Here is a 16,320-nt window from a genome sequence, read left to right on the forward strand (position 1 = left end):
GAATCGTTAATGTTTTTACTTAATATCCCATGGTTTTCTTAACCAAAGCGTTTTTCAAACTAGGTAAATAATTTAATACTTTCAAGCCAATGTTTCGCCCTGCGACTAAAGGCGGTAATTCATTTGAAAACAAGGTCACTAAAGAGTCGGTTAAGGTGATCACTTGTTTTTGATCTTGCTTACGTGCGTGTGCATAAGCCATTAAATGTTGAAAATCACCAATATCTTGTTGCTGTGCCAAAGCATGGCGAATTACATCGGTCATATCACTAACATCTCGTAAGCCTAAATTAAAACCTTGGCCGGCAATAGGGTGAATGGTGTGTGAGGCATTACCAATTAATGCCATTCGATGATAAACCTGGTCTTTAGCTTGCAATAGCTTTAACGGGTAAACCACGCGCTTACCCACTTGTGTGATGTTACCTAACCAAAGGCCAAAAGAGTTTTCTAATTGCTTGGCAAATTCATCTTCAGGCAAATTCAACATTTGTTCAGCTAATTCTGGGGGCAACGTCCACACTAAAGAACATCGCCCATTATTACTTGGCAAAGCTGACAGCGGCAACATAGCAATCGGACCCGTTTCGGTAAAACGCTCATAAGCAATGTTTTGATGATGTTTCGCGGTACCAACATTAGCAATTAGTGCGGATTGCTGATAATCAACACTGGTTGAGGCTATCTTGGCAAACGCTCGACATGTAGAATGAGCACCATCACAAGCTAACAGTAATGCGCACTTAAGCTGTATTCCTGAATTTAATGCAATATTAACTTGCTCACTTTGCCAGTGAATATCACTAATACTGTCAGGGGCAAACCAAGTAATATTCTGCTTAAGAGCCAAAGCTTTTAACAGCGCACTGCCAATAAAAGACATTTCGGCAACATAGCCTAAGGCATCAACTTGGTGATGCTCTGCATAAAGTCGAGCTTTTCCGTAGTGGCCGCGATCTGAAATATGAATATTACTGATTGGCTCTGCATGTGCTTGCAAATATTGCCACGCGCCAACATTTTTTAAATATTCAGCACTGCCATGCGATAACGCTAAAACACGATCGTCAAAGCTTTTTGAAGGATCGGTTAAAACGGGGTTAGCTTCAACAATTGCAATACGCAAAGGAGATTGCTGATGATTAACAAGACTAGAAAGACTTAACGCCATTAAAGCACCTGACAAGCCACCACCAGAAATAACCACGTCAAAATGTTCATTCTCTGCTTTATTAGCCTGGTCGCTTTTCGAGCCATGCTCACTGTTATTCATCGTTAACCTATTATTTTACTTGTTATATTAATAACAGAAAGTTTAACCTGTTATATAGGTTATCACTTTGTGTTTAATCAATGCTTTACCGGTTTCATTTGCGATTAGCCATCAAGTGCTCAATATCTGCGATAGTTTTTGCGGCATTAATTGTTAGGTTTTCAAAGCCAGTTTCAGTAACGGCAATATTATCTTCAATACGAATACCTATGCCACGCCATTTTTTATCGACACTTTCATCATTTAGTGGAATATAAATCCCTGGCTCTATGGTCATCACCATATTGGCCGCAAAAGGACGCAGTTGTTCTCGCTGCTGATTGGCATGATAATCACCAACATCGTGCACATCTAGTCCTAGCCAATGACCTAAACCATGAATAAAGTATTTTTTACAAGCACGCTGCGCCAATAATACGTTTAAATCACCTTTTAATATGCCTAAGTCGTATAATCCTTGCGTTAGGAAATTACAAACAAGACGATTCAATTCAGCAAAAGTTTGCCCAGGTTTAATCGCTTCTATAGCGAGGCTTTGGCTATCAAGAACCAGTTGATAAATTGCTGCTTGTTGTTCATTAAATTTACCATTAACGGGAAATGTGCGAGTAATATCCGCTGCATAACCCGCCAGCTCACCGCCAGCATCAATCAATAACAAGTCGCCGTCATTGAGTATTTCGTCGTTGTCAGTGTAATGAAGAATATTAGCGTTATCACCACCAGCAACAATAGAACTATAGGCAGGTTGACGAGCACCATTACGTGCAAACTCATGCAGTAGCTCAGCTTCTATTTGGTACTCATATTTACCAGCCCTTGTTTTTTGCATAGCGCGTTGATGGGCAGCACCACTAATAACATTCACTTGTCGCATAATATCAAGTTCAGCAGTCGATTTATGTAAGCGCATTTCGTGAATTATATCACTGCAATCTAGTAAAGATTTAGGCGCTTTAGCGCCTGTGCGCACAGCCTTTCTAATATCAGCCAACCAAGCCATAACTTGCTGCTCGAACGTTTGCTCTGTTTGCTGACATATCAAAACCGCTTCTTTACCTTCAATTAATGGTAAAAGTTGTTCGTCTATTTCTAAAAAACTAAAACATAAGTCAAGTTGATAGTCTTTTACCGCGGCAACTTGGCCAACACGCCGACCATGCCACACCTCTTGCAAAGCATCTTTTTCACGTGAAAACAAAATACTTTGTGCTTGCCCATTGGCATCTTTTACTAACGCTAAAATAGCATCGGGCTCATTAAAACCTGTTAAAAAGTAAAAGTTTTTGTTTTGGCAAAATGGATATTCAGTGTCATTACTGCGAGTCACTTCCTTCGCAGCTGAAATAAGGGCAATGCTGTTAGCGGGCATTTGCCCGATAAAGTCGCTTCGACGCTGGCAAAACTCAGCAGCAGGTAATAAGGTGTTTTTGATCATTGATGTCAATTTCAGGTTAGATAATTGATGAATAACATAATTACTTTATTCAACTTAAAAATTAGTGCAAGGTTGCTTCTTTATCTTTCGACTTAGGTGGTGTGCCTAATTCGGTAAAACACAACAGGGCAGATATTCTAACGTATTCAGCAATTTCAAAATAAGCTTGTTCGGTATCTTCGTCTTCTTCCATGTCATCAGACAAATTAGCAATTTCGCCAAAATCAGCTAGCACTTCTTTTACGTCGTCAGAGAAAGAAGAATTTTTACTTTGCTGTAATCCAAAGCCTAAATTGAAACCCTGCACCCATTTACCAAGTGCATGACCACGTTCAACAATTGAGTCATCATCATCTGGCAGCATCAATTGAAAACTGTATGACTCATCTAATATTTGTTGCCAAATATCACTGTAAATATCTTTAACTAAACCTTTAACTGCAACAGGTAAACCTTCTGCGTTATTTAACATGTCGTTGACCATAGCAATATAATCACTACTTTCAAACTCAAAGCCAGCAGAAATCAAACCTGTAAGAACACCGTGAATTTCTGCTGCATGCGCTTCAACACTTTCGCTGGTTAAAATAGCTTGTGCAGAGGAAAAATCTAATGAGGAGTTGTCAGTCATAAAAATATAAATTCAATCGAGGGGATATTAGCGGCTATCGTAACACTGGCCTTACTTTGATTCCAGAAAAAACCATAGAGATCACTTGCATAGTGCAACACTCACCGTTATAGTTCCTCTTTATGGAGGCTAAGTTTTAGTAATTATTTACTTTTCTTAGAGTTAATTCATATTAACGACTTTCCATTAGCGTAAAATATACTGAGTTATTTGCTCAGTGAACTAACCGCCAGCGTTGAGAAAAACTAGAGAATGAGCCAACACACTGTAACAATAAATGTTGCCAACAAACGATTAAAAATCGCTTGTCCTGCTGGTCATGAATCGGCGTTATTGCAAGCCGCCGATGAAATTAATAAGCGCTTAGAGCACGACGCAAAAAAAAGCCACTCCGCTAAAACACCAGAACAGGCATTAGTGATGATGTCACTCAATCTTGCCAACGACCTCATTCAAGCACGCAATGAACTCGCTCAAGAGCGTGAAGAAATGCAAAGTAAAATAGAACTCCTACAAGCGACCATTGAGCAAGCAGTAAATCCTACTAAAACGGCATAAACCAGCCTTTAATTGTACAAAATTCAAACTACTGTTTTTGTTGTTGTCTAAAGAAACTTCAATTTGTTCAAGCAATAAGCATTCAGGTCTTACAAGTAATAAAATACTTAATACCACTAGCATTATTAGCTATAATGAATTTGTCTTCTGGAGTGTTCGTTTGCGAACTACGTCCCTGAGCCGATAAGTTTTACCTAAGGATGTTGACTATTAACTATTGTGCAAGCCCGGCTCGTATCGGGAAGCCTACGGTTAGCATGATATTTCCGCCCTGAACACCCGGTGTTCAGGACTAATGTGAGCTGCGGCATTCTGGAAGTCACCTTTCCTGTATTCATAACAATATCAACGATATTTCCGCGCACTCTCTAGAAAAGCACCCGCTATTAAAGGCTAATGGGAACTGCGGCATTCTGGAAGTCACCTTTCCTTTTATTCATGACAATATCAACGATATATCCGCGCACTCTCTAAAAAAGCACCCACTATTAAAGGCTAATGGGAACTGCGGCATTCTGGAAGTCACCTTTCCTGTATTCATAACAATATCAACGATATTTCCGCACACTCTCTAAAAAAGCACCCACTATTAAAGGCTAATGGGAACTGCGGCATTCTGGAAGTCACCTTTCCTGTATTCATAACAATATCAACGATATTTCCGCACACTCTCTAGAAAAACACCCGCTATTCAAGGCTATTGTCAGCTAAAATTATTTGCTTCTAATTCTTCTATGCGATTAAACATATTAATAACTTTAGCTAATACGAGAGTGTTGCTTGCCTTGAGTGAAGTCCGGCCTTGGTAGCTTGTCTAATATACTGTAAAGATAAATAACAAACAGTGTTAAGACTGCAGTAATAAAAAACAACCAAGAGCCACCAAAATGGTCAAGAATAATCCCACCACCTAACGGTGCAATTGCAAAGCCAAACTCGTAAAACGAAGCAGCGCCAAAATATGCACCACGTAAATGCTCTGGAGCTAAGCGGTCAATATGCACATTCATGGTAGGAAATAGAATAGTTTCCGCTAAACTCATAACCACAATAGCGCCAATCCACCCCCAAAAGAGTGTTAATGGATTAACTGCCAGCCATACTTGCGAACACATCAGCAACACTAAACCTACTTGTATTCGGTTAACCAAAGCTAAACTCGCCATGAGTTTTAATAATAAGAATTGCGTTGAAATAATAACAATGGCATTGGTAAAGATCATTGCTGAGATAAGCTCAAGTAAATCAGGTACTTTTGCCCTTGTTAAGTATTGTATTAACGAACTATCCATTTGCGCATATATAAACATGCACAAAATATTGGCAAAAATTAAGCATTGCAGTAACTTATCAGTAATTAGTACATTAAGAATTTTATTATCTTTAGCGCTTGTTTTTGTTCTTTCTTGCGCTATTGTTGATGCTCTAACTTTGCTAGTGGTTTCAACATGTTGTTTGTTATGTTGCTCAAACCCCCACCATAAAATAACTAATAAGAATGCAAATGCGCCAGCAGTGATGTAAAAACTTGACTGCTCTCCTGTTAAGCCGAGCCACAATCCCAACATTGGCCCGACGGCACAGCCAACATTAATAACAAAATACAATGATTGCATCGCAAGTTCGCGGGTACTGTTATCTTTGATAATATCGCCAATTAACGCCGAGGTTAACGGTCGCCACAACGCAGTTGCGACCGAGCATAAAGTTATGACGATGGTATAGCCAGCAATAGAATTCACTTGTGCTAACAAAGAAAAAGAGATGATATATAACATACCACTAAGGTACATTAGTGGCCTGCGACCAATTCGATCAGATAGCGCACTACCAACAAAGCTCACTAACACAGAAATAATGGCAGCGCTTGACAATATAAGCCCGACATTGGTGGCTGACAAAGCAAAATTTTCATAGAGAATCACGGCCAAGAATGGCCATACCATGTAATAACTTCCGCGTGTAATGAACGAACCAAATAATAAAATCCACATTAACAATGGAAATTGTTTAATTCGTGCTAGTGATACATGGCTTTTCATGGTTATCTTTTTACCTTATATTTCAATATTCAAGCATATATATAAACAAAAAACTTTACAATATTTTTATCAAGCTGAAACAAATTCTCTGTGCAACTTTACTATTAATTAATAGACCTACTTTGCCTGTTGATAATATACTTAGTGCAAGATAATTGTTCCCTTTGTAAAACTGCACTAAACCTAATGCCCACAAACTGTAAACTAAATATTCAAACACCTGCAATGAGTCAATTAGAGAGCGAGCACATTAGTGACAATCGACCCATTGGAATTTTTGATTCTGGTATTGGTGGTTTATCTATTATGCAGTGCATTGCTAAGCAACTTCCCAGTGAAAACCTTATTTATGTTGCAGATACATTACATGCCCCATATGGTGAAAAATCCACGCAATTCATTCAACAGCGCGTACATGAAATTGCTAAATGGTTTATCGAAAAAAACACCAAAGCAATAGTTGTTGCATGCAATACCGCTACCGTTAGTGCCATTGATAAGCTTCGTGAGAATATTAATATTCCAGTAATAGGTGTTGAGCCAGCAATTAAACCCGCAGCTAGTTTAAGCAAAAATAAAAAAGTGGCTATTTTAGTAACCAAGGCAACGGCAGAAAATCAGCGTTTTTTATCCTTAGTAAATCAGTACCGAAATAATAGTGATGTGTACATTCAACCTTGCCCAGGCTTAGTTGAACTAATCGAGCAAGATCAAAAAAATTCAGCAAGCTGTAAAGACTTACTTTCAAGCTATTTACGCCCCCTACTCGAAAAAGGTGTAGATACTATAGTATTAGGGTGTACGCATTACCCATTAGTAAAATCTTTGATCAGCGACATTTGTGGTAAAAATATCATGATAATGGAAACTGCGTTGCCTGTGACGGAACAATTACAAAGGCGACTTAACTCAAAACAATTACTTAATAACAATAGTCAAATAGGCAGCACACATTTCTTTAGCTCGAAAAATTGCGCGGCACAACAGCAACTTTTTTCTCATCTTTGGCAACGCCCTCTTATCGTCAATAAATTTTAAAAGCATTTTTCCTGACTTAAAACGTCGAAATATGGCGTTATTTTGTCTTAATTTGACTTAGCACAAAGACGTTTAGCCATCTAGGCGTAAAAAACTCTAGGAAATAGTTAACTAAACGGTTAGAATGTCGCTATTAAAACGGATATTGTTTTTCAGCTTATTTATACAGAGGTTTTATGTCTACACACCTTTTTACTTCTGAGTCAGTGTCAGAAGGTCACCCGGATAAAATTGCCGATCAAATTTCTGATGCGGTATTAGATGCAATTATCGCAAAAGACAAGAACGCACGCGTTGCTTGTGAAACTATGGTAAAAACCGGCGTTGCCATTATTTCAGGCGAAGTATCAACTAATGCTTGGGTTGATTTGGAAAAACTAACCCGTAAGGTTATTAGCGAAATTGGCTATACCTCATCAGACGTTGGTTTTGATGGTGAAACCTGTGGCATTATGAACTTAATTGGTCAACAATCACCAGAAATCGCTCAAGGTGTTGACCGCTCTAGCCCTGAAGAACAAGGCGCAGGTGATCAAGGCTTAATGTTTGGCTATGCAACTAACGAAACACCAACCTTAATGCCTGCACCGTTATACTATTCACATCGTTTAGTGGAACGCCAAGCCGAGGCGCGTAAATCAGGTGTTTTACCTTGGTTACGCCCAGATGCAAAATCACAAGTAACGTTTATTTATGAAGACAATAAACCTGTTGCTATTGATACTGTGGTACTTTCTACTCAGCACAACCCTGACATTAAACAAGAAGATTTAGTGAATGCGGTAATGGAAAACATTATTAAGCATGTGTTACCTGAAGAGCTATTAACTGCCGACACTAAATATCACATTAACCCTACCGGTCGTTTCGTTATCGGTGGTCCAGTAGGTGACTGTGGTTTAACAGGTCGTAAGATTATTGTTGATACTTATGGCGGCATGGCGCGTCATGGTGGTGGTGCATTCTCAGGTAAAGATCCATCAAAGGTTGACCGCAGTGCTGCGTATGCTGGCCGTTACGTTGCTAAAAACATTGTAGCTGCTGGTTTAGCAGATCGTTGTGAAATTCAAGTGTCTTATGCTATTGGTGTTGCCGAGCCTACTTCAATTTCTGTTGATACCTTTGGCACAGGTAAAGTCTCTGAACAGCGCTTGGTTGAACTAGTACGTGAACATTTTGACTTACGCCCATACGGCATTACTAAAATGTTAGATCTTCTACATCCTATGTATCAGCAAACTGCAGCATACGGACATTTTGGTCGTGAACCATTTGAAATGACAGTAGGTGATGATACCTTTACGGCCTTTAGTTGGGAAAAAACCGATAAAGCTGAAGCTTTACGTCAAGCAGCAAATATTTAAGTAAACATTAATATTTGGGTTAGCGATAAATTAACGCTTTCTTTCAGATGTTAAAAAACGCAGTCTAATTAGACTGCGTTTTTTTATGCTTACTAGGGTTAGTTAACTAAATCTAGCTCCCCTTGTAATTAGGTTACTCATAACGCAACGCACTTATTGGATTCTTACGAGCGACTTTTGCGGCATTGGTGCCAACGGTAAACCAAGCAATAAATAATGATAATGCGCCGACGAATAAACAAATAGGCAATAACCAAATTTGCTCAATTCGATAAGGAAACGACTCCAGCCAAGTTAACATAGCGTATGCGGCAATAGGCCAGGCAATAATATTAGCCAATACGACTGGTTTCGAGAACTGCCAAATTAACAACTTAACGATATCTTTAACACTCGCCCCCATCACCTTGCGAATGCCAATTTCTTTGGTGCGACGCTCAACGGTAAAGGCAGACAAGCCATATAAACCTAAACATGCAATAATTATAGCTAATACAGAGAATGCTAAAAACAATTGCGCCATTGTTAGTTCGTCTTGATATTGCGCTTGCATCATCTCTGACAAAAACTGCAAATTAATCGGTTGCAGTGGCACATTAGTTTTCCATACTTGCTCAATTTTCTCTATTAATTGCGGTAAGCGTTCAGAATTAAGTACCGCCGAATCAACAGTGATATTCGCAACATTAAAACGGTTAGAGTTCAGCATAAATGCTGTGGCGCGAATACCAAATTTGATCGATCTAAAATGAATATCTGGTATTACACCAATCACAGTTAAATCTTGTTTACCTAAGGTTAGTGTTTTTCCGATAATCCCCTCTGGAGTACTAAAACCAAATTTGACCAAGGCACTTTCATTTAAAATAACACTAGCCTGGCCGCGCTCTGTTGCATTTTCTGCAACTGGCGTTATTTGGTCATTACCAAAATTCTCATCAAATAAACGCCCAGCAATAGGTTTAACTTTGTAAGCTTCAAAAAAACCATAGTCCATATTGTGATAATTGAGTAACGTCGGTTCAACCTTTTTTCCACCTTCATCAGTCCCTAGCAAGGTAAAGTAATTATTGTTTTCATTATCTTGTGTAGGTGCTTCTGATGAAAATGTTACAGAAGTTATTTCTGGAATATTTAACAATTCTTGCTTTAAGCTCGGTAAATTACCGCGAGCCGGACGAACATTTAACACAAGTTTATTGTCACTTTGGTAACCAACATCGACAGAGTTTGAATACAGTGTTTGTCCAAAAACAACTAAGGTAGCAATAACTAAAACAATTGAAGTAGTAAACTGAAATATCACTAAGACACTGCGTAATTTAGCTGAATTTCCAGATTCGCCACTTTTACTCGACTTTAAAATATGCCCTGGTAAAAACCGTGAAAGATACATGGCCGGATAGATTCCAGCACCAATACCAACAACGGTTGCAACAACAATAAGCGACAATAACAAATCAGGTTCATTGAACAGTCTTAGTGCCAATTGTTTACCTAAAATATCATTGTATATAGGCAAAACTAACTCTGACGCCGCAATAGCAAACAGTAGCGCAACAAAAACAATCACTATTGCTTCACTTAAAAACTGTATCGCCACTTGCAAACGGCTCGCACCCAGTACTTTACGCATTGCTACTTCTTTGGCGCGCTTGCTCGCTTTAGCGGTTGATAAATTCATAAAATTTATACAGGCAATCAGCAGAACAAGTAACGCAACAACGGTAAAGGTATTAATCATTTCCTGATCGCCCATTGGCGTAATATCTCCGATATTACCAGCGTGCTTTTTGGCATTGAGGTGTAAGTCTGTAACTTTCATGACTGGTTGTTTCGCAAAGTCAGTAACTTGCATACCGTTACTTTGCTCCCCTAATAGTTCTTTAGACATTTCAACTAATGGACTTTCATTATTCATCCAGTAATCAATACGTTCTTGCAACTGCATAGGTGTTATACCTGCATTCAGTTTGAAGTAGGTGTAAACATTCACACTAGTCCATGTATCTAATATATTGTTATTTGGCGGAAATAGTGCTGGCTGTAAATAAAACAGCATATTAATATTCAAATGTGTTTCATCGGGTAAATCTTTTAGTACGCCAGTAATTCTCACGTCGCTAGGAGGGTTACGACCAACACAACAAACCGTTAAGGTTTCGCCGATCACGTCGCTGCGACCAAAATACTTTTGCGCAAATTCTTCTGTAACTAGCAAGTTCATTGGTTGATTAAACGACGTGGCTCTCGAACCATGTACAAATGGCAGATCAAAAACATCGAAAAAGCTGCCATCTGCTAAGGTAATTGCTTCGTCAAAAGCATTATCGTCTTTACGAACGGTTAATGACCATTGTATTAAACGTACACCGGTTTCTATTTCATTTTTTGCGTAGTCTCGAATGGCTTCCATCATTCGTCCGGCCGAACGCACCGTTAGAAATGGTGCTCTGTCTGGCATAGTGTAGGCAGTATGCATACGTACTAATCTGTCACTGTCTTTTAACCATTTATCAAAGCCTGTTTCTTCTTTAACAAACAACATGATCAAAATACAACTCATCAAAGCTATGGCTAATCCAAAAATATTAATTGCTGAAAAAACACCATTTTTGATGATATTTCGCCATGCGGTAATTAGGTAATTTTTAAACATAGTGCCTCCTATGCAGCCTTAACACTTTCGGTAACCACATGGCCATCAAACAAGTTAATTGTTCGTTTGGCATAATCTGCATGGGCTGGGCTGTGCGTTACCATTACAATTGTTGTGCCTTCATCATTTAAGGTTTGCAGCATTTCCATCACTTCTTGGCCATGCGCACTGTCTAAGTTACCAGTCGGCTCATCGGCAAGAATCATTTTCTGATCCCCGACTACAGCGCGCGCGACAGCTACCCTTTGCTGTTGACCGCCAGATAGTTGACTTGGTAAATGTTTAGCACGATGCGCAATTCCTACCTTATCCATAACCGTTGAAACACGATGTTTGCGTTCGCTGGCAGGAATATCATGATAAAGCAAGGCTAGCTCAATATTCTCAGCAACAGTTAACTCATCAATTAAGTTAAAATTTTGAAAAATAAAACCAATATTTTGTTTTCTGATCACAGCTAGTTGCGCCTCAGAATAGCCAGACACGTCTTCTCCATTAAAGTAATATTCGCCACTACTTGGTGTGTCTAACATGCCAATGGTATTTAGTAAGGTTGACTTACCACAACCAGAAGGCCCCATAATGGCAACAAACTCTCCTTGTGCTATTTCGATATTCACATTATTTAATGCCATTGTTTCAACATCGTCTGTTTGATAAACGCGTGATAAATTGTGAAGTTTCAACATAATAAAGTCCTATTGTTATAAATTTGATAAAGAGCTGGCTTTGCTCTACTGCTAAACTTGCTCTGGTTAATTGGTACTGGTATTGAGCTTCAAATGCTGCATGTCTTGATAACTACTGTATGGGCTAGTAACAACTTGCTCACCAACTTCTAAACCGTCCAATACCTCAATAAATTGGTTATTACGACGCCCTAAACGCACTGGTCGACGCACCGCTTCATCACCATTTTCGGTAACAACAAAAATCCAGTTGCCGCCTGTGTCTTGATAAAAAGCCCCATTAGGAATAAGCACCGCTTTACTGGCATCGCCAAGTGTTAGTTTGGTTTGAATTGTTTGTCCGCGACGAATACCGCTAGGTTGTGCACCTGCAAAAGTAAAATCTACCTCAAACTGGCCATTTTGTACTTGCGGATAAATTTTCTTAATAATTAATTGATAATCTTTAAATACTGCTCGCTGACCAATATCCACACGACCTAAATAGAATTCATCGATATAAGCAGTTACTTTATAATCATTGGGAGTATCAATTTGCCCTAAGCGTTCACCACGGCCAATACTCTGGCCTATTTCAATATTAAAGCCCGATAACTTGCCATTTACTGGGGCTTTAACATTCATGTTGTCTAGATTTTGTCGTGATATTTCTAAGTTACTTTCCAAACGTTGGCTAGTTGCTTTTAAAAACTTGAGTTGCTCTTCTTGCATTCGGGTATCTGAAGCTTGGCTTTCTTGGGTAACTAGAAGTCGCTGCTGGTACCAATTAAGCGTATCTTTTGTGTCATCAAATGCCGATTGACTTACCGCGCCACTCGCTACTAATTCTTGCTCACGCGCCAATTGGCGAGTCAATAATTTAATTTGATATTCAATATCAATAATATTGCTTTTATGACGTAAGCGATTTTGCTCTAGGCTAAGCTCTATCGAGCGCATATTATTCAGTTGTTCAGCAACACGTGCTTCGTTACCCAAAACATTTAATTGTAAACTGGCGTTTGACAACTCAACAATTAAGTTACCAGCAGTTAATTGCGCACCGTCTTCAACTAGAATACGCTCAACTCGACCACCCTCAACCGCATCAAGAAACACTGTTTTTGCTGGTGCTACACGGCCACGTACCGGAATAAAATCTTCAAATGTGCCCGATACAACAGTTGAAATTACAATGCGATTACTATCAACACTGAGCGATTTACCACTTAGCTTATTGCTAAACTGCCAAGCTACTAAACCAACAACAGCAGTAATAGCGACTGTCAATAAAGCTTGTTTTGCTTTCGACTTTTTACGAACCACCTTACGGTCCATACCCGCACCCGACACTGCTGTATTGGTTTTATTGATTGTGGTATTTGCATTATCAACACTGACGGATTTTAATGAATGTGTCATTACCCTACTTTCGCTGTATAAAAATATTCGTTACTGACACATTACAATATTCGTTCCAATTACCAGAAAAGCACATAACCAATTGTTTAAATTAAATTTTTCAATATTCAACCGCAACAAATTTAAATAAATACCAACAAAAGACTGTACGTTTTCGGACACTAGGTGTACGTTATTGAACAGTTTGTTTCCTTAACTCGCTGTTACAGCCTCAAAATAAACATGAAGATAGACGGAAAAATACTTATCGTCGATGACGATCAAGACATATTGGTAGCTGGAAAATTATTACTCAATCGTAAATTCTCGGAGGTCAGCATATGTAACCGCCCCGAGCAAATACCTAAACTCATTAAAGAAAATAACTTTGATGCAATTTTACTGGATATGAATTTTGGCCCAGGCGAGAGCTCGGGTGAACAAGGTTTTTATTGGCTAAAAGAGATCTTACATATTAAGCCTGACAGCATTGTTGTGATGATTACGGCACATGGCGGTGTCGATATTGCTGTCGATGCCATGAAACAAGGTGCCACTGATTTTATTGCCAAGCCTTGGCAAAACGAAAAAGTTATCGCGACACTATCAACTGCGGTACAACTTGGAAAGTCACGTTTTGAAGCGGCGCAATTAAAGGTAACAAACCAAGCTTTAGTGCAAACCTTAGCGGAAACATCTGGGCAGGCTAATAATCAATATACTCAACAAATGATTGTCGGCCAATCTCAGGCAATGCAAAATATTCATGCACTGATCAATAAAGCGGCGCCAACCGATGCTAATGTTCTTATTTTAGGTGAAAACGGTACCGGCAAAGAACTTATAGCACGCGACATTCATAATCAAAGCCAACGTGCTGGTAACATTTTTATGTCAATCGACTTAGGCGCGATTTCAGAAAGCTTATTTGAAAGTGAATTATTTGGCCATAAAAAAGGCGCATTTACCGGTGCTCAGCAAGACCGTATCGGTAAATTAAAAGCCGCAGATGGCGGCACTTTATTTCTAGATGAAATAGGCAACCTACCACTTTATTTGCAGGCAAAATTATTAACGGTACTTGAACAACGCCAAGTAACGCCATTGGGCAGCAATCAAGCACAGCCTTTTAATGTTAGAGTGATTGCAGCTACTAATATTCCTCAACAGGTGTTAAATAATGAGGAGAAGTTTAGGCAAGATTTATTATTTAGATTAAATACTGTCACGATAAATTTACCACCACTTCGGGAGCGTCAAGAAGACATAGTGCCAATTGCGGAGCATTTTATTGCTTTATACCGTAAGAAATATAACAAGTCGGTTAACAGTTTAACAAGCGACAGCAAACAAGTTTTACTTCAACAGCCTTGGCAAGGAAATATTAGAGCCTTACGCCATGCTATTGAGCGTGCCGTTATTCTAACTGAACACAGTGACTTACAAGTCAGTGATTTTCAATTAGAGTATAAATCAGCGCCAGGCTTAAATCAGCAAACCGAGCACAATATAGGCACATCATCTCCTGTACACCGTACAATTACTAACGAAACAGCTAAAGAGTTAACTCTAGAAGAAATGGAAAAACAAGCGATAACTGCGGCACTTAAAAAACATCGCTACAATATCAGCCATTGTGCTAAAGCGCTGGGTTTAACACGAGCAGCGCTCTACAGAAGGATGGAAAAGTATGGGCTTTAAACAATTTTCCTTACGGATCATCATTCGCACAGTCGCGGCAATGGTTGGCTTAGTGTTACTAACAATAACATTAACAACTTCAGGTTATCATGCAGCAACAATTTTGCTAATAGTGTTACTCGTTAGCCAATTTATCGAGCTGGTTAACTTTGTTTCTAAAACCAATAACGAGTTAGCTCGTTTTTTTGATGCTGCTCGCTATGCTGACTTTTCACAGCGCTTTGACTTATCTAATGTTGGCGCTGGCTTTGAAGAACTAGGCCAAGCTTTTACTGATATTTTAACTCGACTACAAAAAGCAAGAACGGCGCAAGTGACAGAATTAAAGCATTTAAAAGCGGTCGTTGAGCATGTACCTGTACCTCTTATGAGCCTCAATCAAGATAGTCAAATCACCTTATGGAACAATAGTGCCAGACGGCTATTTGGTACAACACCGGTAATAAAGCTTAGTGACTTAAAACAATTTTCTCAGCATTTTCCACAGCAAATAAAGTCAATGCAGGCAGGAGATCGCCAACTCATAAAGCTAAACATTGATGGCATTGAACACCAATTAACGGTTGCCGCAACTGAGATAAGGCTCGCTCAACAACAGGAGCTGTTATTTAGTTTACAGGATATTCAAAATGAGCTGGTATCTGCACAACTACAAGCTTGGCAAGATCTGGTCAGTGTATTAACCCATGAAATAATGAACAGCATCACACCTGTTGCCTCTTTGGCCAGTACTGCCGCAGATTTAGTTGATGATATTGTTGAAAATATTGCACAACACCCCGCGGATAAAAAAGATATTAGTAGCCAAGATATCAGCGCGGATCTCCGTGACGTAACTGACGCAGTAACAACCGTAGCAAGGCGCAGTAAAGGGCTAATGACATTTGTCGATAGTTATCGGCGTTTAACCCGGCTGCCGACTCCAAATAAAAACAACAGCTCAGTCAGCTCTTTGATTCAACAAGTAATTGATATTTCCTGCCAACATTGGCCTGAGCATAACATTGCTATAAATAGCCACATTAGCCCAGAAAGTTTGGATATTAACGTTGATCAAAATATGTTGTCACAAGTATTAATTAACCTACTAAAAAACGCTGAACAAGCAACAATAGGTTGTGAAATTAGAAAGGTGCAATTAAATGCCTTTATTAATAAACGTGGCCACCCTGTTATTGAAGTCAACGATACTGGTTGTGGCATGAGTAAAGACGTAGCCGACAACGCATTTGTGCCTTTTTACACTACAAAAAGAGATGGCTCTGGCGTTGGTTTAGCGCTTACTAGGCAAATAATGCTTGCGCATGGCGGCCATGTTACGCTTGAAAGTACAGTTAACGAAGGCACCAATATTCGGCTAATTTTTTAATCGATAGTAAGTAAAGCTGACTTAGTAAAGCACTAAAACGTGTTAATTAAGTATTATATTTTGACCAAATAACTTTGGCAATAACCGGCAATGTCAGCAGCCTTATGTTGTCGTCGTTGCAACTATTTATCTTACAAAGCAGAATAAAATTAAGTATAAAAGCATTAAATTCAGCTAT

Annotated in this window: 12 protein-coding genes and 1 other RNA gene; 6 read left to right on the forward strand and 7 right to left on the reverse strand. The window is 39.1% G+C overall.

Going from position 1 to position 16,320, the window contains the following annotated elements; genetic code table 11:
• Positions 1–19: 19 nt before the first annotated feature.
• The 3 genes from ubiH to AC27HL_RS13880 all read right to left on the reverse strand — a co-directional run bounded on the left by ubiH (position 20) and on the right by AC27HL_RS13880 (position 3,342).
• Positions 20–1,273 (reverse strand): 2-octaprenyl-6-methoxyphenyl hydroxylase, encoded by a 1,254-nt coding sequence (gene ubiH / locus AC27HL_RS13870; RefSeq protein WP_487081645.1) that lies wholly within the window; start codon positions 1,271–1,273, stop codon positions 20–22.
• Positions 1,274–1,367: 94 nt separating this feature from the next.
• The gene (gene pepP / locus AC27HL_RS13875; RefSeq protein WP_487081646.1) at positions 1,368–2,711 is read right to left on the reverse strand and encodes a Xaa-Pro aminopeptidase; all 1,344 of its coding nucleotides are present in this window, start codon (positions 2,709–2,711) and stop codon (positions 1,368–1,370) included.
• Positions 2,712–2,772: 61 nt separating this feature from the next.
• Positions 2,773–3,342 (reverse strand): UPF0149 family protein, encoded by a 570-nt coding sequence (locus AC27HL_RS13880; protein ID WP_487081647.1) that lies wholly within the window; start codon positions 3,340–3,342, stop codon positions 2,773–2,775.
• Between the two features lie 252 nt (positions 3,343–3,594).
• Here AC27HL_RS13880 and AC27HL_RS13885 point away from each other — a divergent pair, with 252 nt between their 5' ends.
• Together AC27HL_RS13885 and ssrS are read left to right on the forward strand one after the other, a co-directional pair.
• Positions 3,595–3,900, forward strand: coding sequence for a cell division protein ZapA (locus tag AC27HL_RS13885; RefSeq protein ID WP_487081648.1), 306 nt, complete (start codon positions 3,595–3,597; stop codon positions 3,898–3,900).
• A gap of 141 nt (positions 3,901–4,041) precedes the next feature.
• Positions 4,042–4,223: non-coding RNA, 6S RNA (ssrS, locus tag AC27HL_RS13890), on the forward strand.
• 435 nt (positions 4,224–4,658) lie between these two features.
• Here ssrS and AC27HL_RS13895 read toward each other — a convergent pair.
• Positions 4,659–5,942 (reverse strand): MDR family MFS transporter, encoded by a 1,284-nt coding sequence (locus AC27HL_RS13895; RefSeq protein WP_487081649.1) that lies wholly within the window; start codon positions 5,940–5,942, stop codon positions 4,659–4,661.
• Positions 5,943–6,167: 225 nt separating this feature from the next.
• Here AC27HL_RS13895 and murI point away from each other — a divergent pair, with 225 nt between their 5' ends.
• Together murI and metK are read left to right on the forward strand one after the other, a co-directional pair.
• Entirely contained in the window at positions 6,168–6,980 is an 813-nt protein-coding gene (murI, locus tag AC27HL_RS13900; protein ID WP_487081650.1) for a glutamate racemase, read from the forward strand.
• Between the two features lie 176 nt (positions 6,981–7,156).
• A complete protein-coding gene (gene metK / locus AC27HL_RS13905; RefSeq protein ID WP_487081651.1) occupies positions 7,157–8,344 on the forward strand; it encodes a methionine adenosyltransferase in 1,188 nt (395 codons plus the stop codon).
• A 133-nt stretch (positions 8,345–8,477) separates the two neighbouring features.
• Here the strand turns inward: metK and AC27HL_RS13910 are convergent, their stop codons facing one another.
• The 3 genes from AC27HL_RS13910 to AC27HL_RS13920 form a co-directional block, all read right to left on the reverse strand.
• Positions 8,478–11,003, reverse strand: a complete 2,526-nt coding sequence (locus AC27HL_RS13910; RefSeq protein ID WP_487081652.1) for an ABC transporter permease — start codon at positions 11,001–11,003, stop codon at positions 8,478–8,480.
• Positions 11,004–11,011: 8 nt separating this feature from the next.
• A complete protein-coding gene (locus tag AC27HL_RS13915; RefSeq protein WP_487081653.1) occupies positions 11,012–11,692 on the reverse strand; it encodes an ABC transporter ATP-binding protein in 681 nt (226 codons plus the stop codon).
• Positions 11,693–11,758: 66 nt separating this feature from the next.
• Positions 11,759–13,093: an efflux RND transporter periplasmic adaptor subunit gene (locus tag AC27HL_RS13920; RefSeq protein WP_487081654.1), complete on the reverse strand. Its 1,335-nt coding sequence runs from the start codon at positions 13,091–13,093 to the stop codon at positions 11,759–11,761.
• Between the two features lie 222 nt (positions 13,094–13,315).
• Here AC27HL_RS13920 and AC27HL_RS13925 point away from each other — a divergent pair, with 222 nt between their 5' ends.
• Together AC27HL_RS13925 and AC27HL_RS13930 are read left to right on the forward strand one after the other, a co-directional pair.
• Positions 13,316–14,773 carry a sigma-54-dependent transcriptional regulator gene (locus tag AC27HL_RS13925; RefSeq protein ID WP_487081655.1) on the forward strand — a complete coding sequence of 486 codons (1,458 nt, stop codon included), beginning with the start codon at positions 13,316–13,318 and terminating at the stop codon, positions 14,771–14,773.
• Positions 14,763–16,142: a sensor histidine kinase gene (locus AC27HL_RS13930; RefSeq protein ID WP_487081656.1), complete on the forward strand. Its 1,380-nt coding sequence runs from the start codon at positions 14,763–14,765 to the stop codon at positions 16,140–16,142. Before AC27HL_RS13925 ends, AC27HL_RS13930 begins: the two co-directional genes overlap by 11 nt.
• Positions 16,143–16,320: the final 178 nt, after the last annotated feature.

This window comes from Colwellia aquaemaris (assembly GCF_057548755.1).

Excerpts from the sequence above, each read along its gene's own strand:
- pepP (WP_487081646.1), bottom strand. The coding sequence starts at position 2,711 with ATGATCAAAAACACCTTATTACCTGCTGCTGAGTTTTGCCAGCGTCGA.
- AC27HL_RS13880 (WP_487081647.1), bottom strand. The coding sequence starts at position 3,342 with ATGACTGACAACTCCTCATTAGATTTTTCCTCTGCACAAGCTATTTTA.
- AC27HL_RS13915 (WP_487081653.1), bottom strand. The coding sequence starts at position 11,692 with ATGTTGAAACTTCACAATTTATCACGCGTTTATCAAACAGACGATGTT.
- AC27HL_RS13910 (WP_487081652.1), bottom strand. The coding sequence starts at position 11,003 with ATGTTTAAAAATTACCTAATTACCGCATGGCGAAATATCATCAAAAAT.
- AC27HL_RS13920 (WP_487081654.1), bottom strand. The coding sequence starts at position 13,093 with ATGACACATTCATTAAAATCCGTCAGTGTTGATAATGCAAATACCACA.
- AC27HL_RS13925 (WP_487081655.1), top strand. The coding sequence starts at position 13,316 with ATGAAGATAGACGGAAAAATACTTATCGTCGATGACGATCAAGACATA.
- AC27HL_RS13885 (WP_487081648.1), top strand. The coding sequence starts at position 3,595 with ATGAGCCAACACACTGTAACAATAAATGTTGCCAACAAACGATTAAAA.
- AC27HL_RS13930 (WP_487081656.1), top strand. The coding sequence starts at position 14,763 with ATGGGCTTTAAACAATTTTCCTTACGGATCATCATTCGCACAGTCGCG.
- ubiH (WP_487081645.1), bottom strand. The coding sequence starts at position 1,273 with ATGAATAACAGTGAGCATGGCTCGAAAAGCGACCAGGCTAATAAAGCA.
- AC27HL_RS13895 (WP_487081649.1), bottom strand. The coding sequence starts at position 5,942 with ATGAAAAGCCATGTATCACTAGCACGAATTAAACAATTTCCATTGTTA.
- murI (WP_487081650.1), top strand. The coding sequence starts at position 6,168 with ATGAGTCAATTAGAGAGCGAGCACATTAGTGACAATCGACCCATTGGA.
- metK (WP_487081651.1), top strand. The coding sequence starts at position 7,157 with ATGTCTACACACCTTTTTACTTCTGAGTCAGTGTCAGAAGGTCACCCG.